This is a genomic window from Kitasatospora sp. NPDC006697, from assembly GCF_042869935.1.
Classification (GTDB): domain Bacteria; phylum Actinomycetota; class Actinomycetes; order Streptomycetales; family Streptomycetaceae; genus Kitasatospora.
On sequence record NZ_JBIAGU010000016.1, the window covers coordinates 170,302 to 192,557 of the forward strand.

A 22,256-nucleotide genomic window follows, 5' to 3' on the forward strand; every position below is an offset into this window, starting at 1 on the left:
CGGATGGGTTAACAGCGCTCCCCCGGGGTGCCGGCTGCAGCCGGTTGCAGCCGCTTGCAGCCGGTTCCGGTCACCCGGCGGCCTCAGAGCACCGACTTCTCGCCGGCCCGGACCGGGATCGGCAGCCGGTTGCCGGGCGGCGGGAACGGGCAGATGAAGTGGTCGGCGAAGGCGCAGGGCGGCAGGTAGGCGCGGTTGAGGTCGAGCACGGTGCGGCCCTGCTCGTCCGGCGCGGGCAGCGTGATGAAGCGGAACCGGTAGGTGTCCGTCCCACTGCTCGCGTCGGCGAAGACGCCGCTCAGCCGGTCGCCGGACCGGCCGACGGTGAGGGTGTAGGGCTCGCCGGCCAGTTCGAAGGCGATCCGGCCGGAGAGGGTGAGCGGGCGGTCGCGGCCGTCGGCGTTGGGGACCTCCACGGCGGTGTCCCCGTCCTCGTACGGGGTGTAGACGGCGGGGACGGACCACTCCGGCGCGTACGGGTAGGCCGCGATGCCGGAGAACCGGGTGCGGGCCTCGGCCGCCGGGTCGAAGACCCGCAGCGCCAGTTCGCCCTCCCGCTCGATCGGGACCAGCAGCAGGTCGCCGTGGCGCAGCGTGTCCGCCTCGGGGTGGGTGTCGGGGTGGACCAGCGCCTCGCCGTCCACCACCCCACCACTCCCGTCCCCGCCGCCCCCGCTCCCGTCCACCCGCAGGCCGTCCGCGGCGGCCGCCGCCACTCGCACCCGGTCGGCCACCGCCGACCAGACGCCCGGCACGCCCGGGAGCGCGACCGGCTCGGAGCCCAGCCAGTGGGTCCCGATCAGCGCGAGCACCCCGTGCGGGGCGCTCGCCGCAGCGGTGCGGCCTTCGGTCCAACGCTGCCATTCATCGGCGTCGGTGGTCATCGATCGACTCCTTGGACGAGACGGGACGGGACGGGAGGGGACGGGAAGGAGCAGGGAGGGAACGGGACAGGGCGGGATAGGGCGGGACCGGGCTCAGAGGTCGGCGAGCGGGCGGAACAGGCCCTCCTGCACCACCGAGACCACCAACTGCCCGCTGCGGTCGAAGATCTCGCCGCGGGCCAGGCCGCGGGCGCCGTGCGCGATCGGCGACTCCTGCTGGTAGAGCAGCCAGTCGTCGGCGCGGAACGGGCGGTGGAACCACATCGCGTGGTCCAGTGAGGCCATGTCGAAGTTGCGCTGGCCCCAGAGCGGCTCCACGGGGGCGCGGACCGAGTCCAGCAGGGTCATGTCGCTGGCGTAGGTGAGGGCGCAGACGTGGATCAGCGGGTCGTCCGGCAGCGGGCCGTTGGTGCGCAGCCAGACGCCGCTGCGGGCCTGGACGCCGGCCAGCTCCTCCTTGGTCCAGCGCAGCCGCTCGACGTAGCGGATGTCGAACGGCTGGCGGCGGCTGATGAACGGCGGCAGCTCGCCGAGGCGGTTGCCCACCTCGTCCAGCGCGCTGGGCAGGTCCTCGGGCGGGGCGACCTGGGGCATCGGGTCCTGGTGCTCGATCCCGCCGGGCTCGGGGCGGTGGAAGTCGGCCGTCAGGGAGAAGATGCTGCGGCCCTGCTGGATGGCGAGCACCCGGCGGGTGGTGAAGGAGCGGCCGTCCCGGATCCGGTCGACCTGATAGACGATCGGCACGCCGGGGACGCCCGGGCGCAGGAAGTAGGCGTGCAGCGAGTGCACCGGGCGCTGGTCGGCGACGGTGCGGCCGGCGGCCACCAGGGCCTGGCCGGCGACCTGGCCGCCGAAGGTCCGCTGCAGCGACTCCTCGGGACTGCGCCCGCGGAAGATGTTCAGCTCGATCTGCTCCAGATCCAGCAGGTCAACCAACTGGTCGACGGGCGTTCCCATGGCCTCTCCCTCTCCGCGCGTGCACATCGGCAGGCCCGGCCGGCGCACCGACGCGGACACCGCTGCTGTCAGTCCAGAAGTCCGGCGACGGCCGGGGAATTCCCGGCCTCCCCTACACGGACGTCCATGGACATCCGTACCACCCGGCGCTCGCGTCACTGCGGACGCCGACGAGTCGGCCGGGCAGTCACCCCGGGCAGTCAACCCCGGGCAGTCAGCCCGGCAGGCCGGTGCGGCGGACCGTGATGTTGAGCCGGCCGGTCAGGCCGAGGGCGGGGTCGGCGGTGCCGGGGTGGGTGCGCGGCACGCCGTGGAAGGCGCGGCGGGCGGGGCCGCCGAAGACCAGCAGATCGCCGCTGCGCAGTTCGAGGTCGGTGTAGGGACGGTTGCGGGTCTGCGGGTTGCCGAGGCGGAAGAGGCAGGAGTCGCCGAGCGAGAGCGAGACGACGGGGGCGTCGGCCACCTCGTCGATGTCCTGGTGCATGCCCATCCGGGAGCCTTCGCCGTAGTGGTTGACCAAGGCGACGTCCGGTGCGTAGTCGGCCGCGCCGGGGATCCCGGGGGCCCGGGCGCCGTAGGCCTCGGCCACGGCGCGCCGGGCGAGAGTGCCGAGCAGGGCGGGGAACGGCTTCACCGGTGCGCCGTCGCCGTCCGCGACGGTGCGCAGGTAGGCGTAGGGGAAGGAGTGGCGGGGACAGTCGGCGGCCGCCTTGCGCGCGGCGCCGCAGGTGGGGCAGCGGGGGACGACGGCCCAGTGCCAGCCGAGGCAGACCGTGCGGACCGACATCTCGGCGCCGCCCGGCAGTCGCACCCGGCGCAGTCCGGCGGGCGGCCGGGCCCAGGCGCGGCAGGCCTCGACCAGCTCCCGCTGCTGCGCGGGGGAGAGCCAGTCGGGGACCAGCACGGCGCCGGGCGCCACCTCGCGGCGCTCGCGCGCGAAGAGCTCGGGGAACAGCTCACCGGTCATCCGCCAGCGCTCCCCTCACCCGCGCGCCGGGTCCCGCACTCCGATGCATCCGCCACGCGCCCATTCTCACCCCGGCGGCTCCCCGCCCCGCTCCCCCGCCCGTCAGTCCAGCAGCCCGAGGTCACGGGCGCAGCCGCCCCAGGCCTCCCAGCCCTGCTGCCGCAGGATCTCCCGGGCGACGGTGATCTGCTGCCGGCGCGTCGCCTTGTCGGGACGGGTGGCGTAGCCGAGTCCGCCCGCCTCACGCCAGGTCGGCGGCCAGATCTGCAGCCCGCCGTAGTAGCCGTTGCCGGTGTTGGCGGTCCAGTCGCCGTCGCTCTCGCAGTCGGCGACCTGGTCCCAGACGCTGTCCGGCACCGGCGAGGGGGAAGCGGTGGGGCGGGGAGAAGGGGCGGCGGAGGGAGAAGGAGAGGGCGACGAGGCCGCGAACGCCACCCCCGCACCGCCCAGGCAGAAGCCGCAGAGGCAGAGCACCGCACCTATTCGAGATCGCATCCTCCGACTGTGGCGGCGCCCGCACCGCCCGGCGAGCCGGGACGGCCGCTCCTGCGCCATCAGGGTCAGCGCCGACGGCGCACGCACCGGGGCGCGCGGACGCAGACCGCCGACCCCGAACGCCACGAACCGCCGCCCCACCCCCCAACGCGACGAACTGCCGCCCAACGCGACGAACCGCCGCCCCCGGCAAGGGGAGCGGCGGTTCGTCAGGTCCGACCGGACAGCACCGACCGGACCGCAGGCCTCAGCGGGCTCAGAAGGAGAGCACCTGGCCCGGCATGATCAGGTTCGGGTTGCCGCCGATGACGGAGGCGTTCTTCTGGTACAGGTCCTGCCAGTTGGTGCCGTGAGCGGCGGCGATGGCGCTCAGGGTGTCACCGCCCTTGACGGTGTAGCTGCCACCGTTGGTGTTGCTCTTGCCCTTGTGGCCGCCGTTGTGGTGGCCGTTGTCGGACTTCGGCGCGGCCGGGGCGGCCGGCTTCTGCACCGGGGCGGCCGGCTGGGCCGGGGCCTGCTGCTGCACGGGGGCGGCCGGCTTCTGGACCGGGGCGGCCGGCGCCGGGGCGCTGTTGTTCGAGCTGGAGGTGGTGTCGACCTGGGCCACGGCACCGCCGGCGCTCAGGCCCGCCTTGACGGAGCAGACCGGCCAGGCGCCGGGGCCCTGGTCGGCGAGCACCTTCTCGGCGACGGCGATCTGCTGCGCCTGGGTGGCCTGGTTGGCCTGCGCGGCGTACTGGGTGCCGCCGTAGGCCGCCCAGGTGGACGGGGTGAACTGCAGGCCGCCGTAGAAGCCGTTGCCGGTGTTGATCGACCAGTTGCCGGTGCTCTCGCACTGGGCGACGGCGTTCCAGGTGGAGACGGACGCGGCGGAGGCCGTGGTGGCCGTGACGAGGCCCGCCACCGGGAGGGCGGCGACAGCGCCACCCAGGACAGCCAGGCGCGCCCAGTTGCGCTTCTTCGGGGCGTCGGCGGTGGTGGCAGCGGCGTTCTCGTTACGGAAAGACATGGATTCCCTCTCGACAGCCCCGGGCGGGCGTGCGGAACCAGGCCCTGATGGGCCCCGTCACGCTGCCGCGTCCTGTGGACGGCCGAGTACGTGTCCGACGTACCGTGCCGCCCCGGCCACTCCGCCACGCACCGGACGGCCTGTTCGAGCGGCCGTGCGGCGGGCGCCCCGGTGAGGGCGCTCTGGGGGTGAACCCGGGTGGTGCTCGTTGCACCGGGGATGAAGGTAGGTGGCGGTCCGGTGCAGAATCAACAAATTCATGATCCGTTAAGGATCTGTCCAGGTCAGCCCATTGTTACCCAAGGTAACGATCACGCCTTTCCAAGGTCCAATGTCCGTTTTGATGTCATTTGCTCCAGTCAAACCTCTTTCCGGCGTGGCATCGGTCACGGCCGAAAAGCTGTGAGCCCGAGCACATCGTCCACATTCAGCGATCAGGCCTTCACCATCCGCAGTCGGACCGGCGGCAAAATCCGACACCGCCCGACCCAACCCGTGACCCCGGCCACACCCCGCCGTTGGTAATGGTTGGCCGGGCCCGCCCGCGCCGCCCCGGGCGTCCGTGCCGCCCAGCCAACACACCAAGGAGTCCTGTTGCCGCGCTTGCTCGATGTCAGCGACGAGGTCCGCGCCGAGATCGGCGACGACGAGGCCGACCGTCTGCTGGGCGGGGTCCACACCCCCGATACCTATGACTGCACCTCTTGCCGCACACCCGGCGACAGCCTCGCCGAGCCCACCAGCACGGTGCTGTTCGTGGGCGAGGAGACGGCCGTACTGGCCTTCGCCCACGCCCGGTGCATCCCGTCCCAGGTGGTCCCGGTCTCCGAGGAACAGCTGATCGGCGCGGTCCGCAGCATCAGCCAGACCCAGGGCACAAGCGCGGCGCCGGCCGCCTCCGCGCTCCCGGCGGCCGATCCGTACGGCAACCCGCTCGCCGGTCCGTACGGCAGCGCGCCGGCGCCGCACCCGCACGCCGCCGCGCCCGCGCACGACCCGCTGCGCGACCCGCTGCGCACCGACCCGTACGCGCCGCACCTCGCCGCGGCCCACACGGCCCCCCACACCGCCCCCCTAGGCAGCCCCCTCGGGAGCCCCCTCGCCGACCCCCTGACCGCCCCGCTCAGCGCCCCCGGCCTCACCGGCGGCCTCCCGGCCGGCTACCCGGCGCCGCAGGCCCCGGCTCCCGCGCCGGCCCTGCCCACCCCGCCGGCCCGGGTCCCGGCGCCGGGCGAGCCCGCCGTGCTCGGCGTCACCTGCGGGCTGGTGCTCTGCGGCGACACGGGGCACGCGGCCGTGGTGGTGGAGCCGACCGGCCCGGTCGGGCGGCCGGGCAGCACCAGCGGCACGGACGAGTTCCTGCCGCTGCTCGCCGACCACGGCTTCCTGCCGGTGAGCGACGTCAACCAGGTGCCCGGCCGGCTGCCGGGGTGGTCGGTGCTCTTCGCGATGGGCCTGCTGCACTCGATCCTGCAGCCCTCCTCGGCCGGCACCAGCGCCTGGTGGCAGGCGCACTCCCCGCTGGTGGTCACCGAGGCGTGGCGGAACGCGGCGAACAGCCAGTCCACCGTGATCATGTACGCCGCGCCGGCCGGCACCATCGGCCGCCAGCCCCGCGAGGACATGCTCCGCACCGCGCTGGACCGGGCCGCCGCCCGGGGCCTGCTGGTCGCCGCCACCCTCCCGCTGGCCGGCACCTGATCCCGCCTCACCACCCCGGCTGACCAACCCGCGTCACCACCCCGGGTCGCCGACCCGGCCCGCCCCGGGCCGTCGGCCGACGAAGCGTCAAGCCCCGCCGCGCGCCGGTTCCGCACCGGCGCGCGGCGGGGCACTGGCGCCGCCACCCGCCGACGCCCGACCCGCCACCCGCATCCCACCCCCCGTTGGCTCGTTGGGCCCTACGTGTACAGCTACGACGTGACCTCAGCCTTCCGCCAGACCAGCGCCACCCGGAGCATCCCGGCGATGAGGCCGTCGTACGACGGGGAGCATCAAGTCGCGCCCGACCCGACCCCGATCTACGACGAGCTGTACTCGGAGTACCGCCGGCTCTTCCGCGCCCTGCCCGGCGACCGCTCCGGCGAGGAGGAGCTGCGGTTCACGGGCTTCGCGGTCCGCCCGTACGACACCTACTCCCCCTATCCCGCCCCCGTGCAGCCGCCCGCCACCGGCCCCACGGGCGGCCCGGCGGAGCCGTACCCGGCGCCGGCGCAGCACCAGTCCTTCCCCGCCTACGCGGGCCAGCTCGCCGGCCCCCCGCAGTTCGTCCCCACCCAGCAGTCCACCCAGCAGGCCGCCCAGCACCCCCAGGGCTACCCGGCCCCGCACCACCACGCACCCCCGCAACACACCCATGCCCACACCCACCCGCAGTCCGCGCAGCAGCCCGCCACCGGCCAGGGCTGGGTCGCCTCCGGCTACCTCGCCCCGGTCACCGTCCCCGCCCCGGGCCGGCACCGCGGCACCCTGCTCTCGCTCCCCCCGGGCCGTCCCTGATCCCGCGGCAGCGCCCCCGCACAGCAGAACGGGCCCGGCAGCCGCCGGGCCCGTTCTCCTTATTACTTGCACTCACTATTACTTGCACTCACTTGCGCTTGCGCTTCTCCCGCACCCGCACCGAGATCGAGATCGGCGTCCCGGCGAAGCCGAACTCCTCGCGCAGCCGCCGCTCCACGAAGCGCCGGTAGCCGGCCTCCAGGAACCCGGAGGCGAAGAGCACGAACCGCGGCGGCCGGGTGCCCGCCTGGGTGCCGAAGAGGATGCGGGGCTGCTTGCCGCCGCGGATCGGGTGCGGGTGGGCTGCCACCAGCTCGCCGAGGAAGGCGTTGAGCTTGGCGGTCGGCACCCGGGTCTCCCAGCCGGCCAGCGCGGTCTCGATCGCGGGGACCAGCTTCTCCATGTGGCGGCCGGTCTTCGCGGAGACGTTGACCCGGGGGGCCCACTGGACCTGGACCAGGTCCTGCTCGATCTCCCGCTCCAGGTAGTAGCGGCGCTCCTCGTCGAGCTGATCCCACTTGTTGTAGGCGATCACCACGGCGCGGCCGGCGTCGACGGCCATCGAGATGATCCGGGTGTCCTGCTCGGCCAGCGGCTCGCTGCAGTCGATCAGCACCACCGCCACCTCGGCCTTCTCCAGCGCGGCGGAGGTGCGCAGCGAGGCGTAGAAGTCGGCGCCGGCGGTCAGGTGCACCCGGCGGCGGATGCCGGCGGTGTCGACGAACTTCCAGGTCTTGCCGCCCAGCTCGATCATCTCGTCGACCGGGTCGCGGGTGGTGCCGGCCAGCTCGTTGACCACCACCCGCTCCTCGCCGGCCACCTTGTTGAGCAGGCTGGACTTGCCGACGTTGGGCCGGCCGATCAGCGCGACCCGGCGCGGGCCGCCGAGGCCGGGGGTGCCGAAGGTCTGCGGCGGGGCCTCGGGCAGGGCGGCGAGCACGGCGTCCAGCAGGTCGCCGGAGCCGCGGCCGTGCAGCGCGGAGACGGGGTGGGGCTCGCCGAGGCCGAGCGACCAGAGGTAGGCGGCCTCGGCCTCGGTGGACGGGCCGTCCACCTTGTTGGCGCAGAGCACCACCGGCTTGCCGGAGCGGCGGATCAGCTTGACCAGCGCCTCGTCGGTGTCGGTGGCGCCGACGGTGGCGTCCACCACGAAGAGCACCGCGTCGGCGGTCTCGATGCCCAGCTCGGCCTGGGCGGCGACCATCGCGTCGATGCCCAGGACGTCGATCTCCCAGCCGCCGGTGTCCAGCACCTTGAAGCGGCGGCCGTTCCAGGTGGCCTCGTACTGCACCCGGTCACGGGTGACGCCGGGGCGGTCCTCGACCACGGCCTCGCGGCGACCGATGATCCGGTTGACCAGGGTCGACTTGCCGACGTTGGGCCGGCCGACCACGGCCAGCACCGGTAGCGGCAGGTGCGCGCCGTCCTCCAGGTCGAGGTCGCCGTCCTCGAAGCCCTCGCCCTCGGCGAGGGCCATCAACTCGGCGTACTCGGAGTCGTCCAGCTCGCCGTGACCGGCGAGGTGCTCGTTGCTCATTGTTCTCTGTGTCCATTTCCCGGACCGCCCCGCCGAGCGGGCGCGGGCCGTGCGTACCTGCCCGGACGGAGCGGCCGGGCAGCGCGGAACTGCTGGGTGTGTGGAAGAAAAAAGGTGTACGGCAGGCTAAACGGCCGTCAGATGGCCGGCCCGTTCGGCGACCAGCGCCACGATGGTGTCGATCACCTGGGGCAGCGTCAGCTCGCTGGTGTCCACCAGCACCGCGTCCTCGGCCTGGGTGAGCGGGGCGGTGGCCCGCGAGGAGTCGGCGGCGTCGCGCCGGCCCAGGTCGGCGGCCATCGCGGCGATGGTCGCCTCGTCCACGCCCCTGGCCCGCAGCTCGGCGGCGCGCCGCTCGGCCCGGGCCGCGACGGAGGCGGTGAGGAAGACCTTGGCGGTGGCGGCCGGGAAGACCACGGTGCCCATGTCCCGGCCCTCGGCGACGATGCCGCGCGGGGCGACCCCGGCGCAGCCGCGCTGCAGCTCGACCAGCCGGGCGCGCACGGCCGGCACCGCCGAGACGGCGCTGACCTTGGCGGTCACCTCCGGGCCGCGGATCGGGCCGGAGACGTCCACGCCATCCACCGTGATCGTCGGGCCGTCGGCGTCGGTGCCGGAGACGATCACCGGCTTGGCGCAGGCGATCGCGACCGCCTCCGCGTCCTCCACGTCGATCTCGTTGGCCAGCATCCACCAGGTCATCGCCCGGTACATGGCGCCGGTGTCCAGAAAGCTGAGGCCGAGCCGGGCGGCGACCGCACGCGAGACGGTCGACTTGCCGGAGCCGGAGGGTCCGTCGATGGCGACGACGACCGGGGCGTTCGCTCGGTCGGCTGTGTCCACAGGGGAACCTCTCTTCTCGACTGCCCGGGGGAGATACCTCAAGGTTAGACGACCCGGCGCACTCCCCCGCCCGCGCCGGCGGGCGGCCCCGGCCGCCGGGCCTGGCCTCAGTCCCGGACGTCCCAGCCGCGCTCCACCAGCGCGGCCTCCAGCTGGTGCACCGCCGAGGGCTCCACCGAGAGCTGCACCAGGCCGACCCGGCGGCCCGCGGAGTGGTCGATGGCGACGTCCTCGACGTTGACCCCGGCCCGGGCGGCCTCCCGGAAGAGCCGGCCCAGCTCGCCGGGCTGGTCGCCGATCGCCACCACCACGGTCTCGTAGCGGGTGGGCGGGGCACCGTGCTTGCCGGGGATCCGGGCCTGGCCCTGGTTGCCGCGGCGCATCACGGCCTCGATCCCGGCCGCGCCCTGCTCCGCGCCCTCGGCGCCGCCGGCGGCCAGCGCCCGCAGCGAGCCGACGGCGGTGTTGAGGTCGACGGCCAGCTCCTCCAGCACGTCGGCGACCACGGCGGCGTTGGCGGACAGGATGTCCAGCCACATCCGCGGGTCGGAGGCGGCGATCCGGGTCACGTCGCGCACGCCCTGGCCGGCCAGCCGCACCGCGGTCTCGTCGGCGTGCTCCAGCCGGGCGGCGACCAGGGAGGAGACCAGCTGCGGGGCGTGCGAGACCAGGGCGACGGCGCGGTCGTGCGCGGCGGCGTCCATCACCACCGGCATGCCGCCGCAGAGCGCGACCAGCTCCAGCGCGGCGTTCAGCACCTCGGTGGCGGTCTCGGCGGTGGGGGTGAGCACCCAGGGGCGGCCCTCGAAGAGGTCGGCCCGGGCGGCCAGCGGTCCGGAGGTCTCCCGCCCGGCCATCGGGTGGCCGCCGATGTAGCTGCCGGCGTCGCAGCCCAGCTTGGCCATCGCCTCGCGCGGCCCGGCCTTCACGCTGGCCACGTCGGTGTAGCAGCGGGCCAGCGAGCGGCGCTGGGCCTCGGCCAGCACCCGGCCGACCAGGGCCGGCGGGACGGCGATGATCGCCAGGTCCACCGGCTCGGTGCTCTCCTCGGTGGTGCCGGCGCCGAGCGAGGCGGCGGTGCGGGCGGCGTCCGGGTCGGCGTCCTCCAGGTGCACGGTGATGCCCCGGGCGGTCAGCGCGAGCGCGGCGGAGGTGCCGATCAGGCCGGTGCCGATGACGGCTGCTGTGCGCACGGTGGGACTCCCCTGACGGACCTCGCGGACGGACGGTGGCGCCCTCATCCTCCCGCACCGCCGGTGCCCGTGCTCCCCCGGCCCCCGGTCCGCGGGACAGCTGTCGGCACCACGGGGCAGACTGGCCCCGCACAGCCAGATCGCCTCCGCCCTCCCTTCACCCGGATCAGGAGTACCGCTCCGTGCCAGAGACCCCGGACACCCCGGCCGACGCCCCGTCAGCTGTCCCCCCGTCAGCGGCCGGCTGGCCGACCGTGCTCGACGCGGTGGTGGTGTACGCCGCCGGGGCGCTCTGCACCCGGCTGGCCACCGGTGTGCTCCCGGCCGCCGCCGACCCGGCCACCGGGGCGGTGCGGCTGCGGCTGACCGGCCTGCCGGCGGGCCTGGACGCGGGCGCCGTGCGCGCCCGGCTGGCGGCGGGCCCGGCGGGCTGGCGGATCACCGCGGTCCGGCCGGACCCGAAGGCCGCGCCGCGCCCGGCGGAGGACGCCGCGGCCCCCGCCGGCCTGCTCGGCCGCCACCGGGCCGCCGCCGCGCGGGTGGCCGCGCTGGAGCTGCGCGAGCGGCTGCTGGCCGAGCGGGCCGAGCGGATCGCGGGGCTGCGCGCCGTGCCGCCCAAGCCGCCGCGCGACGCACCCGCCGGGCTGCGCCGGGCCCCGGCCGCGGCGCTGCTGGCGCTGGCGGACTTCGTGGAGGAGCGGCTGGCCGGCCTGGAGCAGGAGGCCGAGCGGCTGCGCGGGGAGCTGGCCGAGGGCCGGCGCGAGCTGGAGCGGCTGGCGGAGGAGCTGGCCCGGGCCTCCGACGCGGAGCCGGCCGGGCCGGTCACCCCGGACCTCGCCGTGCTGGTGGTGCTGACGCCGGACGAGCCGGGCCTGGAGCGGCCCGCCGAGCCGGTGACGGTGGAGCTGGAGTACCGCATGGCGGGCGCCCGCTGGGTGCCGAGCTACCAGCTGAGCCACCGTCAGGGCGCGCCGAGCGGCACCCTGGCGCTGCGGGCGGCGGTCGCCCAGCGCACCGGCGAGGACTGGACGGGCGTCCGGCTGGCGCTCTCCACCGCCGACCTGCACCGCCCGTCCGAGCTGCCCCGGCTGCGCTCGCTGCGGATCGGGCGCCGCCAGCCCGCCCCGGCGCCGTCCGGCTGGCGGGAGCCCCCGGGCGGGCTGCCCGAGCTGTTCACCGACTACGACGGCGCGCCGGCCCGGCCCTTCCACGGGCAGCCGCTCGCGGTCGGCGGCCCGGCGCTGCGGGCCCGCCGCGCCCAGTCGGCCCCGCAGGCCGAGCCGCTGCCCTCCCCGCCGCCGCCCGCGCCGAGCGCCCCGGCCGCCTACGGCCTGCCGCGGAGCGCCCCGCTCGCCGCCCCCGTCCCGCCCGGCGGCCCGGCCTTCGGCTCCGCGGGCCCCGGCGGGCCGGCCCTGGACAGCGCGGCCCCGGACGTGCGCCGCAAGACCGCGGCGCCCGCCCAGCCCTGGCTGCCCCCGGAGCCGGCCGGGCCGCCCGCCCCGGCCGCCGACCAGCTGGACTACGGCGCGCTGGTGCTGGCCGGCCCGGAGGAGCCGCCCAGCCGGCGCGGCCGCCTGCACCCGCCGGCCCCGGACGCCGTCCCGGCACCGGCCGCCACCGCCCCGCTGCCCCGGCACGCCGTGCCGCCGCGGCAGTCGGCGGGCTCCTTCGACCAGCGCTACGAGGCGGCGGCCCGGGTCGACCTGCCCTCCGACGGCGCCTGGCACACCGTCACGCTGACCGAGCTGACGGTCCGGCTGGCGCCCGAGTACCTCTGCGTGCCCTCGCTGGACGACTCGGTCTTCGCCACCCTGCTGCTCACCAACGACACCCCGCACGCCCTGCTGGCCGGCCCGCTGGAGGTCACGGTGGACGGCACCCACCTGCTGAGCACGGCACTGCCGACGCTGGCCCCCGGCGGGGTGCGCCGGGTCGGCCTCGGCGTGGCCCAGGGCATCCGGGCGACCCGGCGGACCGAGACCCAGGAGTCGGCAGCGGGCCTGCGCGGCGGCACCACGGTGGTCGCCGAGCGGATCCACGTGGAGCTGGCGAACCACCTGCCGCGGCCGGTGCTGGTCGAGGTCCGGGAGCGCGTCCCGGTCGCCCAGGACCGGGACGTCCGGGTGGACGAGCAGCCGTCCTCCCCCGCCTGGGAGACCCCCGAGTCGCCGTACCACGCGCGCGGCACCCGCTGCTGGCGGGTCGAGCTGGCGCCGGGGGCCACGGCCGCGCTCAGCGGCGGCTGGGAGATCCGCTTCCCGGCCGGCAAGGGCCTGGTCGGCGGCAACCGCCGCAGCTGAACCCCGTCCACCCGCCGTCCCGCCCCGCCGCACGCCGAGGAGCAGCCCCGCCATGCCCCACCCCGCCGATCCCACCGATCCCGCCGTCATCCCGCTGCCGGTCACCGCGGTCACCTGCCTGGAGGACCGGGCCCAGCTGGAGCGCACCGCCCGCCTGGAGCTGGCCGCGGGCGTCCAGCGGCTGCGGCTGGGCCCGCTCACCCCGCTGGCGGTCGACCACACCCTGCGCGCCGAGCTGTCCGGCCCGGCGGGCGCCCGGGTGCTGGACGCCCGGCTGGTCCGCTCCTGGGAGCCGCGCCCGGCCGGCCCGCAGCAGGACGACTCACCGCTGCGCGCCCGGCTGCACGAGCTGCGGGCGGCCCGGCGGGCCGCCGAGGCCGAGCGGCAGCGGGCGGCGGCCCGGCTGGCGCTGGCCGAGCAGCTGACCGGCGAGCTGTTGCGCGAGGTGGCCGAGGGCGCGGGCCTGGGCGAGGCGGAGCCGGAGCGCTGGGCGGCCGAGCTGGACCGGGCGGGCGCGGAGCAGGAGCGGCAGGCGGAGCGCGAGCGGGCGCTGCGGGGTCGGGTGGCCGAGCTGGCGGAGCAGGAGCGCCGGATCGACGAGGCGCTGGACCTGGCCGAGCCGCAGCCGCCGCAGCTGCGCTGCTTCCTGGAGCTGGCGGTGGCGGCCGAGCGGGCCGGCACGGCGGAGCTGACGGTCGGCCACCTGACGGCCTGTGCACTCTGGCGGCCGGCCTACCGGGCGGTGCTGGCCGGCGCCACGGTGCGGCTCGCGCTGGACGCGGTGGTCTGGCAGGCCACCGGCGAGGACTGGTCGGGGGTGCGGCTGACCCTCTCCACCGCCCGCTCGGCCCTGGCCGCGGAGCCGCCGGCGCTGACCGAGGACCGGCTGGTGCTCCGCGAGCTCTCGGCCGGCGAGAAGCGCACGGTCGAGGTGGAGCTGCGCGAGGAGGAGATCAGCACGCTGGGCCCGGCGGGCCCGGTGACCGGCGAGGAGCTGCCGGGCGTGGACGACGGCGGCGAGGTCCGGGTGCTGACCGCCCCCGACCCGGCGGCGGTGCCCGGCGACGGCCGGGCGCACCGGGTGCCGCTGGGCGCCTTCGAGGCGGCGGCCGAGGTCGAGCTGGTCGCGGCGCCGGAGCTCTCCCCGCTGGTGAGCGAGGTGGTGTCGGTGCGCAACGAGTGGCAGCTGCCGCTGCTCGCGGGGCCGGTGGAGCTGGTCCGCGGCAGCGGCTTCGTGGGGCGCGGCGAGCTGCGCTACACGGCGCCGGGCGCGGTGGCGGAGCTGGGCTTCCCGGGCTCGGACGAGTTCCGGCTGCTGCGCGGGACCGAGGTGGTGGAGGAGACCCAGGGGATGGCCCGCCGCTCGGTGCGCACGACCACGGTGCGGGTGCACGTCACCCGGCTCTGCCCGCCGGGCACCACCGGGGAACGCACGGTGGTGCTGCGCGAGCGGATCCCGGTCTCCGAGGTGGCCGCGGTGGAGGTGCGGCTGGACGAGCAGGCCTGCGACCCGCGCCCGGCCGGCGTGGACGCGGAGGGCGTGGTCCGCTGGGAGCTGCCGCTGGCGCCGAACAGCCGACGCACCGTCACCCTGGTCCACCGGCTGTCGGCCTCGGCCAAGGTGGCGGGCCTGTGAAGCGGACCGCCGGGTACGGGACGCGGCGCGGCGGCGGAGGTACAACAGACACATGATCCTGCACCTCGCGCCCTTGGACGACTGGCTCCGTGATCCCGGCCGTCCGTACAGCACGGCCTCGCTGCTGACGGACGGCTTCATCCACTGCTCGCCGGACGAGCCGACCACACTGGCGGTGGCGAACCTGTTCTTCGTCAGGACGCCGGATCCGCTGATGGCCCTGCTGATCGAGGAGGACCGGGTGGATCCGATGGTCCGCTGGGAGGCGCCCTCCGGCGACCGCCCGCCGGGCACCGCCCCGGACGTGCTCTTCCCGCACATCTACGGCCGGCTGAACCGCAGCGCCGTGGTGGGCCTGGAGAAGGTGGAGCGCGGCCCGGACGGCCGCTGGTCCCGCCTGGTGCCCTGGAGCTAGCCGGCTCCTACAGCCAGCCGCGCTCGCGGGCGGCCAGCCCGGCCTGGAACCGGGTGGTCGCGCCCAGCTCGCGCATCAGCGCCTGCAGCCGGCGCTGGGTGGTGCGGGCGCTCCAGCCGAGCGAGCGGGCGATCGACTCGTCGGTCAGGCCGGCCGCCAGCAGGCCCAGCAGCTTGCGGTGGTCGGCATCCGGCGCGGCCGGGCCCTCGCCCTCCAGCGCGGCCTGCAGCGGCACGGCCCGCTCCCACTCGGCCTCGAAGAGCCGGTCCAGCGCCTGCAGCAGTGCGGACGGGTGGATCACGTAGGCGGCGTCCAGCACGCTGTCGCCGACGCTGATCGGCACGATCGCCATCCGGTCGTCCGACATGATCAGCTTCATCGGCAGGGTGGTGCGGACCCGCGCCTCCTCGCCGTCCTGGACGCCGATCAGGATCTCGTTCTCCAGCCGGCCCGGCCAGGCCACCGCCTCGCGGTCGTAGATGGTGCGGTAGCGCACGCCCTCGGTCAGCTTGCGGCGCTGCTGGCTGAGGTTGGCGGCCGGGTCCTGCACGTAGGGCGGGCAGTCGAACCCGCGGACCTGCTGCACGCTGGTGTCCTGCAGGTGCTCGATCCGCTGGGCGATCGCCTCGCCGCCGGTCAGCACCTCGACGGAGCGGGCCGGGTCGGTGAACCGGGAGGCCTCCCGGAAGGCGTCCATCAGCCGGTGCATCTCGGCGCGGGCGCTGCGCAGCTCGGCCTCGCGGTGGCCGATCAGGGTGCCGATCGCCACGTCGGGGGCGACGGCCAGGTAGTGGTCGCGCTCCACCGGGGCCCGGGTGGCCATGCCCTGCTGGGCGAGCCGGCTGAGCGACTTGCCGCTCTGCTGCACCGTCAGCCCGCAGCGCTCCGCCAGGTCGGCGGCCGTGGACCTGGGGGCGGCCACCAGCGCGGCGTAGACCTGGCCGTCCGGATCGGAGAGCCCGAGCGCGCTGAAGGCGTCCGACATGACGCTCCTCCCCCGGGTTTGGCGGTTTCACGCCAATTGATCGGTCCAACTTGCATGGCCATCCTCTGCCACCGAGTGGTGCCTTGACAACCCGGCCCCCTCAAGACCGCGTCCGGGCAGCGCGAAGGGCCGGGCACCGCGCTCGGTGTCCGGCCCTTCACCAGGGGTGCTGTCAGCCCGCCGCGGCCGTCACAGGCCGACCGCGCGCATCAGCTGGCCGACCTCGGGGTTGGTCAGCCGGCGCAGCCAGCCCGACTTCTGGTCGCCCAGCGCGATCGGGCCGAAGTGGGTGCGGACCAGCTTCTCCACCGGGAAGCCGGCCTCGGCCAGCATCCGGCGCACGATGTGCTTGCGGCCCTCGTGCAGGGTCACCTCGACCAGGTAGTTCTTGCCCACGTTGGAGACCACCCGGAAGCCGTCGGCACGGGCGTAGCCGTCCTCCAGCTCGATGCCCTTGGCCAGCTGCTTGCCAAGGTCGCGCGGGATCGGGCCCTGGATCGCGGCCAGGTAGGTCTTGGTCACGCCGTAGCGCGGGTGGGTCAGCCGGTGGGCCAGCTCGCCGTGGTTGGTGAGCAGGATGATGCCCTCGGTCTCGGTGTCCAGCCGGCCGACGTGGAACAGCCGGGTCTCCCGGTTGGTCACGTAGTCGCCCAGGCACTGGCGGCCGTCCGGGTCCTCCATGCTGGAGACCACGCCGACCGGCTTGTTGAGGGCGAAGAACAGGTAGGACTGGGTGGCGACGGTGAGGCCGTCCACCTTGATCTCGTCGTGCTGCGCGTCGACCCGCTTGCCCTGCTCGGTGACCAGCCGGCCGTTGACCTCGACCCGGCCCTGGTCGATCAGCTCCTCGCAGGCGCGCCGGCTGCCGACGCCGGCCCGGGCCAGCACCTTCTGCAGCCGCTCGCCCTGCTCATCGCCGCCGCCCTTGCCGGCGGGCTCGCCGGCCGGCCGCTCGTGGCGGCGCAGCACGGCGTCCTCGATCCGGGCCTGCAGCTCGCGGGAGCGCTGCGGGGCCGGGCGGCGCGGGCCGCCCTGGGCCGGACGGCGGGCGCCGGGGCGCGGGGCGGCGTTGGGGCCGCCGCTGTACTCCGGGCGGTCGTAGCGGCGCTCCTCGGGGCGCAGCGGGCGGTCGGGGTAGCGGCGGTCGTCGCGCCGGTCGTCCCGGCGGTCGCCGCCCTGGCGGCCGCGGTCGTCCCGGCCGCCGCCGTACGAGGAGCCGCCGCGCGAGCCGCCGGAGGACGAGCCGCCGCGCGAGCCGCCGCCGTAGGAGCCGCCGCCGCTGCCGCCGCGCGAGCCGCCGGAGGACGAGCCGCCGCCAGTGCCGCGCGAGCCCGCGGACGAGCCGCCGCGACCGCCCGCGGGGGACCCGCCGCGCCCGCCGGAGGACGAGCCGCCGCCGTACGAGCCGCCCCCGCGACCGCTGCCGCCACGACCGCCGCCGCCGGTGTTCCTGCCGTTACCGCTACTACGCATCAAATGTCCGTACGTCGTTGTTCCATCGGGAAGTGCTAGTCGTGCCGGCCGACCTCACTCCACTTCCCGTGCGCTCGCGGCGGCCACCGCGTCCGCGATCGCCGTGCCTTCGAGGGACTCCGCTTCCACGTCGTCGACCTCGGGCAGGAAGGGCGCCAGCTCCGGCAGTTCGTCCAGGCCGCGCAGCCCCATCCGTTCCAGGAAGTAGCTCGTCGTCCGATACAGGATCGCACCTGTTTCGGGCTCGGTCCCGGTCTCTTCCACCAGGCCTCGCTGTACCAGGGTACGCATCACACCGTCACAGTTCACACCGCGTACCGCGGAGACCCTGGATCTGGACACCGGCTGGCGGTAGGCGACCACCGCCAGGGTCTCCAGCGCGGCCTGGGTCAGCCGGGCCTGCTGGCCGTCCAGGACGAACCGCTCGACCACGGCGGAGCAGTCGGCCCGGCTGTAGTAGCGCCAGCCGCCGGCCACCAGCCGCAGCTCGAAGCCGCGGCCCTGGGCGGTGTACTCGGCGGCCAGCTCGCGCAGCGCGGCGGCCGCCTCGGCCCGGCCGCAGCCCAGCACCTCGGCCAGCCGGCCCTCGCCGATCGGTTCGTCGGCGACCATCAGCACGGCCTCCAGGCCGGGCTTCAGGGCGACCTCGGGAACCTCCCCCGGCTCCCCGGGCTCCTCGGCCGCGGCGGGCAGCGCCTCCGGGGAGACGGCCGGCTCGGGCACCACGGCCACCGGCTCCGGCACCGCCCCGGGCTCCTCCTCCGGCGGGTAGACGGGCTCCAGCCACTCGTCCTCCCGGACCTGCCCCGGCAGCCCCAGGCTGCGCCGCACCGGCGGCACCGGTCGCTCTGCGCTCACCGCTCCTCCTTCCCGCCCGGTCCGGCGTCCTCGCCCGGCGGCCGGTCGAACTCGTCCGTCACCTCGATCGCCGCCCGGTCCGCCTCGGCCACCCAGCGCACCTGCAGCGACCCCAGCGGCTCCGGCTGCTCGAAGGCCAGCGCCCGCTCCCGGTAGAGCTCCAGCAGCGCCAGGAACCGGGCCACCACGACCAGCTGGCCGTCGGCGTCGGCGACCAGCTCGGCGAAGCTGGCCGCGCCGCCGTGCCCGGCCAGGAAGTCGGCGACCAGCTGGGCCTGCTCCCGGACGCTGACCGGCGGGGTGTGGATGTGGTCCACGTAGACCACCGGCTTGGGCTTGGGCGTCATCGCCCTGGCCGCCAGCTGCGCGAACCGCTCCAGCCCGACGTGGATCACCACCTCGGGCAGCAGTGCGGCGTGCTGCGGCTCCAGGCCGACGGTGCGCGGGCGGCGGCGGGCCTCCTCGGCCCAGCGCTGCTCGAAGACCGCGGCGACCCGCTTGTAGGCCCGGTACTGCAGCAGCCGGGCGAAGAGCAGGTCGCGGGCCTCCAGCAGGGCCAGGTCCTCCTCGTCCTCCACCTCGGCGGCGGGCAGCAGCCGGGCGGCCTTGAGGTCCAGCAGGGTGGCCGCGACCACCAGGAACTCGGTGGTCTGGTCGAGGTCCCAGTCCGGTCCCATGGCCCGGATGTGGGCCAGGAACTCGTCGGTGACGGTGGAGATCGCCACCTCGGTGACGTCCAGCTTGTGCTTGGCGATCAGGCCCAGCAGCAGGTCGAACGGACCCTCGAAGTTGGCCAGCCGGACGGTGAAGCCGCCGCGCGGCTGCTCAGGGGTCCCGGGGGCCTCGGGGGTGGCGTCGGTGGGGGCGGTACTGGGCATGGCGGTCCATCTTCACACGGCCGCCGCCGGATCCCGGCGGTACGCGCTCAGCGTCCCCGCAACCGCCGCACCAGGATGCTGGCCTCGCCGCGCTGCTCCAGGTCGGCCAGCACGACGGCGATCGCCTCGCGCACCACCCGGCCGCGGTCCACCGCCAGCCCGTGTTCGCCGCGGAGCACCAGGCGGGCGTGCTCCAGGTCCATCAGCTCCTCGGCGGAGACGTACACGGTGATCTTCTCGTCGTGCCGTTCCCGGCCGCTGGGGCGGCGCGGCGCACGGCCACGAGGGCGGCGCCGCAGACCGCCGTCGCCCTGCTGGTCCTCCGCGGCCGCCGGGGCGGCCTGGGGGCCGGTCTGGGCCGCGCGCGGGGTGGCGGCGGGGCCCTCCGGGGTCCGGCCGGCCGGCACCCGCCCCCGACCGTCGGCCGGGGGGAGCCCCGCTCCGGTCCTGGCGGGCCCGGCGGGGGCGCCCGCCGAGGGAGCGTCAGCCGAGGCGGCGTCAGGCTGCTGGGCACCGCTGCCGTCCGCCGGCTCGGCGGCGTTCTGACGGCTGGCCAGGGAGGGCGAGAGCGCCATCCCCCCGGTGGTGCGGAACAGCTCGTCGGCCCCCGGGAGGCTCACTCGACGGGGCGGCACCGGTCGAGCACCTCCCTGGCGAGCTGGCGGTAGGCGGCGGCGCCCACCGAGTTGGTGGCATAGGTGGTGATCGGCTCGCCGGCCACGGTGGTCTCCGGGAACCTGACGGTGCGCCCGATGACGGTGTGGAAGACGTGCTCGCCGAAGGCCTCGACCACCCGGGCCAGCACCTCGCGGCTGTGCACGGTCCGCGAGTCGTACATGGTGGCCAGGATGCCGTCCAGCCGCAGGTCGGGGTTGAGCCGCTCGCAGACCTTCTCGATCGTCTCGGTCAGCAGCGCCACCCCGCGCAGCGCGAAGAACTCGCACTCCAGCGGGACGATGACGCTGTGCGCGGCGGTCAGCGCGTTGACCGTGAGCAGGCCCAGCGAGGGCTGGCAGTCGATGATGACGAAGTCGTAGTCCGGCAGCAGCGGCTTGAGCGCGCGGGCCAGCGCGGACTCCCGGGCCACCTCGCTGACCAGCTGCACCTCGGCGGCCGACAGGTCGATGTTCGACGGCAGCAGGTCCATGCCGGGCACGGCGGTCTTCAGCAGCACCTCGTCGGCCGTCAGGCCCCGCTCCATGAGCAGGTTGTAGACGGTGACGTCGAGCTCCATCGGGTTGACGCCCAGGCCCACCGAGAGGGCGCCCTGCGGGTCGAAGTCGACCAGCAGCACCCGGCGGCCGTACTCGGCCAGCGCGGCGCCCAGGTTGATGGTGGAGGTGGTCTTGCCGACTCCGCCCTTCTGGTTGCACATCGCGATGATCTGCGCGGGGCCGTGCTCGGCCAGCGGCGCGGGGATCGGGAAGTACGGCTGCGGGCGGCCGGTGGGGCCGATCCGCTCGCGGCGCTGCCGGGCCGCGTCGGGGGCGAGGGTGGCGGCGTACTCCGGATCGGGCTCGTACTCCGCGTCCGGGTCGTCGTAGGAGCCGTAGGCGAACTCGCTGTAGCCCAGCTGCTGCGCCGACAGGTCGGCTTCGTAGACCTGGGTGTGGGCGGCGGCGGCCTGGCGGGCTTCGAAGGTGCGCACGGCGACCGTGCCGATCTCCTCGGCGCCTACGGTGGTGTGAGCGGCCCCGGTGTCGTCGGTCGGCTGTCCGGAGCCGTGCTCCGCCAGGCCAGGCTGACCACCCCCGGGAGCAAATGTCGACTCATTCACAAGTCGTCTTACCTCCTTGGGCATCCAGGGCATTATGTCGATTCGTCAGCCTGACACCATGCCGACGGTTTGCGACTCTAGGCCGTTCCGGGCGTTCGCAGCAACACAATCCACGGTAGTGGGACGGATGTGTCGGCCATCCGACCGGGTTCTGTCAAGAGGCGGGTGACCCTCCCCACACGTGATTGACGCATGCCGAGGCCCCCGGGCGGCGGCTGCCGGCCGGGGGCCTGCGACGGATGGTGCGGGGAGTTGACCGAGGGTCAGGCGAGCACGCTCTCCAGCGCGACGGACGGCAGGCCGAAGGCCTCGGCGACCGCCGGGAAGGTGATCTGGCCCTCGTGCACGTTGAGGCCCTTGGCGAGCGCGTCGTCGCGGCGCAGCGCCTCCTTCCACCCGCGGTTCGCCAGCTCGACGACGTACGGCAGGGTGGCGTTGGTCAGCGCGTAGGTCGAGGTGTTCGGCACCGCGCCCGGCATGTTGGCCACGCAGTAGAAGACCGAGTTGTGGACCTGGAAGGTCGGCTCGGCGTGCGTGGTCGGGTGCGAGTCCTCGAAGCAGCCGCCCTGGTCGATCGCGATGTCGACCAGCACGGAGCCCGGCTTCATCCGGGAGACCAGCTCGTTGGTGACCAGCTTGGGGGCCTTGGCGCCGGGGATCAGCACCGCGCCGATCACCAGGTCGGCCTCCAGCACGGCCTTCTCCAGCTCGAAGCTGTTGGACATGATGGCCTTGATCTTCGTGCCGAAGATCTTGTCGGCCTCGCGCAGCTTGTTGATGTCGCGGTCCAGCAGGGTCACCTCGTAGCCCATGCCGATCGCGATGGTGGCCGCGTGCCAACCGGAGACGCCGCCGCCGATCACCACGGCCTTGGCCGGGTGGGTGCCGGGCACGCCGCCCGGCAGCACGCCGCGGCCGCCGGCCGGGCGCATCAGGTGGTAGGAGCCGACCTGCGGGGCCAGCCGGCCCGCGACCTCGGACATCGGGGCGAGCAGCGGCAGGGCGCCGTTGGCGGTCTGCACGGTCTCGTAGGCGATCGCGGTGGTGCCGGAGGCGACCAGCGCGTCGGTGCCGGCGCGGTCGGCGGCCAGGTGCAGGTAGGTGAAGAGGGTCTGGCCCTTGCGCAGCCGGTGGTACTCCGACGCGATCGGCTCCTTGACCTTCAGCAGCAGGTCGGCGGTGGCCCACACCTCGTCGGCGGTGCCGAGGATGGTGGCGCCGGCGGCCACGTACTCCTCGTTCGGGATGGACGAGCCGACGCCGGCGCCGTCCTCGATGTAGACCTCGTGGCCGTTGCGGACCAGCTCATGCACGCCGGCCGGCGTGATGGCCACGCGGTACTCGTGGTTCTTGACCTCGCGGGGGATGCCGACCTTGGTCACGGTTAAACACGTCCCTCTTGCCATGGGAGTCCCAACCGGAAGGAAGACCGGCGGGTGGGCACGCGGGCATGCCTCCGGCATGGGCACGGCCTGGCCGGGACACGCTTCACTGCGCGACTAAGACGAGTGTAATGAAGCCCAGTGCTTCCGTCAGCCTTCCAATCTGAA

The 22,256-nt window shown here is 75.2% G+C and carries 20 protein-coding genes; 5 read left to right on the forward strand and 15 right to left on the reverse strand.

The window, feature by feature from the left end; all coding sequences use genetic code 11:
- Positions 1-83: 83 nt before the first annotated feature.
- The 5 genes from ACFYNO_RS22940 to ACFYNO_RS22960 form a co-directional block, all read right to left on the reverse strand.
- Positions 84-884: a DUF1684 domain-containing protein gene (locus ACFYNO_RS22940; RefSeq protein ID WP_388015345.1), complete on the reverse strand. Its 801-nt coding sequence runs from the start codon at positions 882-884 to the stop codon at positions 84-86.
- A 93-nt stretch (positions 885-977) separates the two neighbouring features.
- A complete protein-coding gene (gene tesB, locus ACFYNO_RS22945) occupies positions 978-1,841 on the reverse strand; it encodes an acyl-CoA thioesterase II (protein ID WP_388015348.1) in 864 nt (287 codons plus the stop codon).
- Positions 1,842-2,055: 214 nt separating this feature from the next.
- Positions 2,056-2,808 (reverse strand): alpha-ketoglutarate-dependent dioxygenase AlkB, encoded by a 753-nt coding sequence (locus ACFYNO_RS22950; protein WP_388015351.1) that lies wholly within the window; start codon positions 2,806-2,808, stop codon positions 2,056-2,058.
- A gap of 102 nt (positions 2,809-2,910) precedes the next feature.
- Positions 2,911-3,303: a transglycosylase family protein gene (locus ACFYNO_RS22955; protein WP_388015354.1), complete on the reverse strand. Its 393-nt coding sequence runs from the start codon at positions 3,301-3,303 to the stop codon at positions 2,911-2,913.
- Positions 3,304-3,559: 256 nt separating this feature from the next.
- Positions 3,560-4,312, reverse strand: a complete 753-nt coding sequence (locus tag ACFYNO_RS22960) for a transglycosylase family protein (protein ID WP_388015357.1) — start codon at positions 4,310-4,312, stop codon at positions 3,560-3,562.
- A gap of 603 nt (positions 4,313-4,915) precedes the next feature.
- On the opposite strand from ACFYNO_RS22960, the gene ACFYNO_RS22965 reads away from it, so the two are divergent.
- Positions 4,916-6,013 (forward strand): hypothetical protein, encoded by a 1,098-nt coding sequence (locus ACFYNO_RS22965; RefSeq protein ID WP_388015451.1) that lies wholly within the window; start codon positions 4,916-4,918, stop codon positions 6,011-6,013.
- Between the two features lie 219 nt (positions 6,014-6,232).
- On the forward strand, positions 6,233-6,811 hold the full coding sequence (locus ACFYNO_RS22970; protein WP_388015360.1) for a hypothetical protein: 579 nt from the start codon (positions 6,233-6,235) through the stop codon (positions 6,809-6,811).
- Positions 6,812-6,899: 88 nt separating this feature from the next.
- On the opposite strand, the gene der is transcribed toward ACFYNO_RS22970, so the two are convergent.
- From der to ACFYNO_RS22985, 3 genes are all read right to left on the reverse strand, one after another.
- Positions 6,900-8,348 carry a ribosome biogenesis GTPase Der gene (gene der, locus ACFYNO_RS22975; RefSeq protein WP_388015362.1) on the reverse strand — a complete coding sequence of 483 codons (1,449 nt, stop codon included), beginning with the start codon at positions 8,346-8,348 and terminating at the stop codon, positions 6,900-6,902.
- A 126-nt stretch (positions 8,349-8,474) separates the two neighbouring features.
- Positions 8,475-9,191 carry a (d)CMP kinase gene (gene cmk / locus ACFYNO_RS22980; protein ID WP_388015365.1) on the reverse strand — a complete coding sequence of 239 codons (717 nt, stop codon included), beginning with the start codon at positions 9,189-9,191 and terminating at the stop codon, positions 8,475-8,477.
- Positions 9,192-9,298: 107 nt separating this feature from the next.
- Positions 9,299-10,384 (reverse strand): prephenate dehydrogenase, encoded by a 1,086-nt coding sequence (locus ACFYNO_RS22985; protein WP_388015368.1) that lies wholly within the window; start codon positions 10,382-10,384, stop codon positions 9,299-9,301.
- 182 nt (positions 10,385-10,566) lie between these two features.
- Here ACFYNO_RS22985 and ACFYNO_RS22990 point away from each other — a divergent pair, with 182 nt between their 5' ends.
- From ACFYNO_RS22990 to ACFYNO_RS23000, 3 genes are read left to right on the forward strand one after another with little or no spacing between them, the layout of a single operon-like run.
- A complete protein-coding gene (locus ACFYNO_RS22990; RefSeq protein WP_388015371.1) occupies positions 10,567-12,684 on the forward strand; it encodes a DUF4139 domain-containing protein in 2,118 nt (705 codons plus the stop codon).
- Between the two features lie 52 nt (positions 12,685-12,736).
- The gene (locus tag ACFYNO_RS22995; RefSeq protein WP_388015374.1) at positions 12,737-14,320 is read left to right on the forward strand and encodes a mucoidy inhibitor MuiA family protein; all 1,584 of its coding nucleotides are present in this window, start codon (positions 12,737-12,739) and stop codon (positions 14,318-14,320) included.
- A gap of 52 nt (positions 14,321-14,372) precedes the next feature.
- The gene (locus tag ACFYNO_RS23000; protein ID WP_388015377.1) at positions 14,373-14,735 is read left to right on the forward strand and encodes a DUF952 domain-containing protein; all 363 of its coding nucleotides are present in this window, start codon (positions 14,373-14,375) and stop codon (positions 14,733-14,735) included.
- Between the two features lie 7 nt (positions 14,736-14,742).
- On the opposite strand, the gene ACFYNO_RS23005 is transcribed toward ACFYNO_RS23000, so the two are convergent.
- From ACFYNO_RS23005 to ald, 7 genes are all read right to left on the reverse strand, one after another.
- Positions 14,743-15,720, reverse strand: a complete 978-nt coding sequence (locus tag ACFYNO_RS23005; RefSeq protein ID WP_388015380.1) for a helix-turn-helix domain-containing protein — start codon at positions 15,718-15,720, stop codon at positions 14,743-14,745.
- 189 nt (positions 15,721-15,909) lie between these two features.
- Positions 15,910-17,193: a pseudouridine synthase gene (locus ACFYNO_RS23010; RefSeq protein WP_388015383.1), complete on the reverse strand. Its 1,284-nt coding sequence runs from the start codon at positions 17,191-17,193 to the stop codon at positions 15,910-15,912.
- 54 nt (positions 17,194-17,247) lie between these two features.
- A complete protein-coding gene (locus ACFYNO_RS23015; RefSeq protein ID WP_388015454.1) occupies positions 17,248-17,805 on the reverse strand; it encodes an SMC-Scp complex subunit ScpB in 558 nt (185 codons plus the stop codon).
- Positions 17,806-18,047: 242 nt separating this feature from the next.
- A complete protein-coding gene (locus tag ACFYNO_RS23020) occupies positions 18,048-18,929 on the reverse strand; it encodes a segregation and condensation protein A (RefSeq protein ID WP_388015386.1) in 882 nt (293 codons plus the stop codon).
- Positions 18,930-18,976: 47 nt separating this feature from the next.
- A complete protein-coding gene (locus ACFYNO_RS23025; RefSeq protein ID WP_388015389.1) occupies positions 18,977-19,549 on the reverse strand; it encodes a hypothetical protein in 573 nt (190 codons plus the stop codon).
- The gene (locus ACFYNO_RS23030; protein WP_388015392.1) at positions 19,546-20,730 is read right to left on the reverse strand and encodes a ParA family protein; all 1,185 of its coding nucleotides are present in this window, start codon (positions 20,728-20,730) and stop codon (positions 19,546-19,548) included. The genes ACFYNO_RS23025 and ACFYNO_RS23030 overlap by 4 nt, the downstream gene beginning before the upstream one ends.
- Positions 20,731-20,969: 239 nt before the next feature.
- Positions 20,970-22,088, reverse strand: coding sequence for an alanine dehydrogenase (gene ald / locus ACFYNO_RS23035; RefSeq protein WP_388015395.1), 1,119 nt, complete (start codon positions 22,086-22,088; stop codon positions 20,970-20,972).
- Positions 22,089-22,256 lie beyond the last annotated feature (168 nt).

Bases quoted from the DNA above. Each gene is read 5' to 3' on its own strand.
- ACFYNO_RS23005 (WP_388015380.1), bottom strand. From the start codon at position 15,720: ATGTCGGACGCCTTCAGCGCGCTCGGGCTCTCCGATCCGGACGGCCAG.
- tesB (WP_388015348.1), bottom strand. From the start codon at position 1,841: ATGGGAACGCCCGTCGACCAGTTGGTTGACCTGCTGGATCTGGAGCAG.
- ACFYNO_RS23020 (WP_388015386.1), bottom strand. From the start codon at position 18,929: ATGCCCAGTACCGCCCCCACCGACGCCACCCCCGAGGCCCCCGGGACC.
- ACFYNO_RS23010 (WP_388015383.1), bottom strand. From the start codon at position 17,193: ATGCGTAGTAGCGGTAACGGCAGGAACACCGGCGGCGGCGGTCGTGGC.
- ACFYNO_RS22995 (WP_388015374.1), top strand. From the start codon at position 12,737: ATGCCCCACCCCGCCGATCCCACCGATCCCGCCGTCATCCCGCTGCCG.
- ACFYNO_RS22940 (WP_388015345.1), bottom strand. From the start codon at position 884: ATGACCACCGACGCCGATGAATGGCAGCGTTGGACCGAAGGCCGCACC.
- ACFYNO_RS22955 (WP_388015354.1), bottom strand. From the start codon at position 3,303: ATGCGATCTCGAATAGGTGCGGTGCTCTGCCTCTGCGGCTTCTGCCTG.
- der (WP_388015362.1), bottom strand. From the start codon at position 8,348: ATGAGCAACGAGCACCTCGCCGGTCACGGCGAGCTGGACGACTCCGAG.
- ACFYNO_RS22950 (WP_388015351.1), bottom strand. From the start codon at position 2,808: ATGACCGGTGAGCTGTTCCCCGAGCTCTTCGCGCGCGAGCGCCGCGAG.
- ACFYNO_RS22960 (WP_388015357.1), bottom strand. From the start codon at position 4,312: ATGTCTTTCCGTAACGAGAACGCCGCTGCCACCACCGCCGACGCCCCG.
- ACFYNO_RS23030 (WP_388015392.1), bottom strand. From the start codon at position 20,730: ATGCCCAAGGAGGTAAGACGACTTGTGAATGAGTCGACATTTGCTCCC.
- ACFYNO_RS23000 (WP_388015377.1), top strand. From the start codon at position 14,373: ATGATCCTGCACCTCGCGCCCTTGGACGACTGGCTCCGTGATCCCGGC.
- ACFYNO_RS23015 (WP_388015454.1), bottom strand. From the start codon at position 17,805: ATGGTCGCCGACGAACCGATCGGCGAGGGCCGGCTGGCCGAGGTGCTG.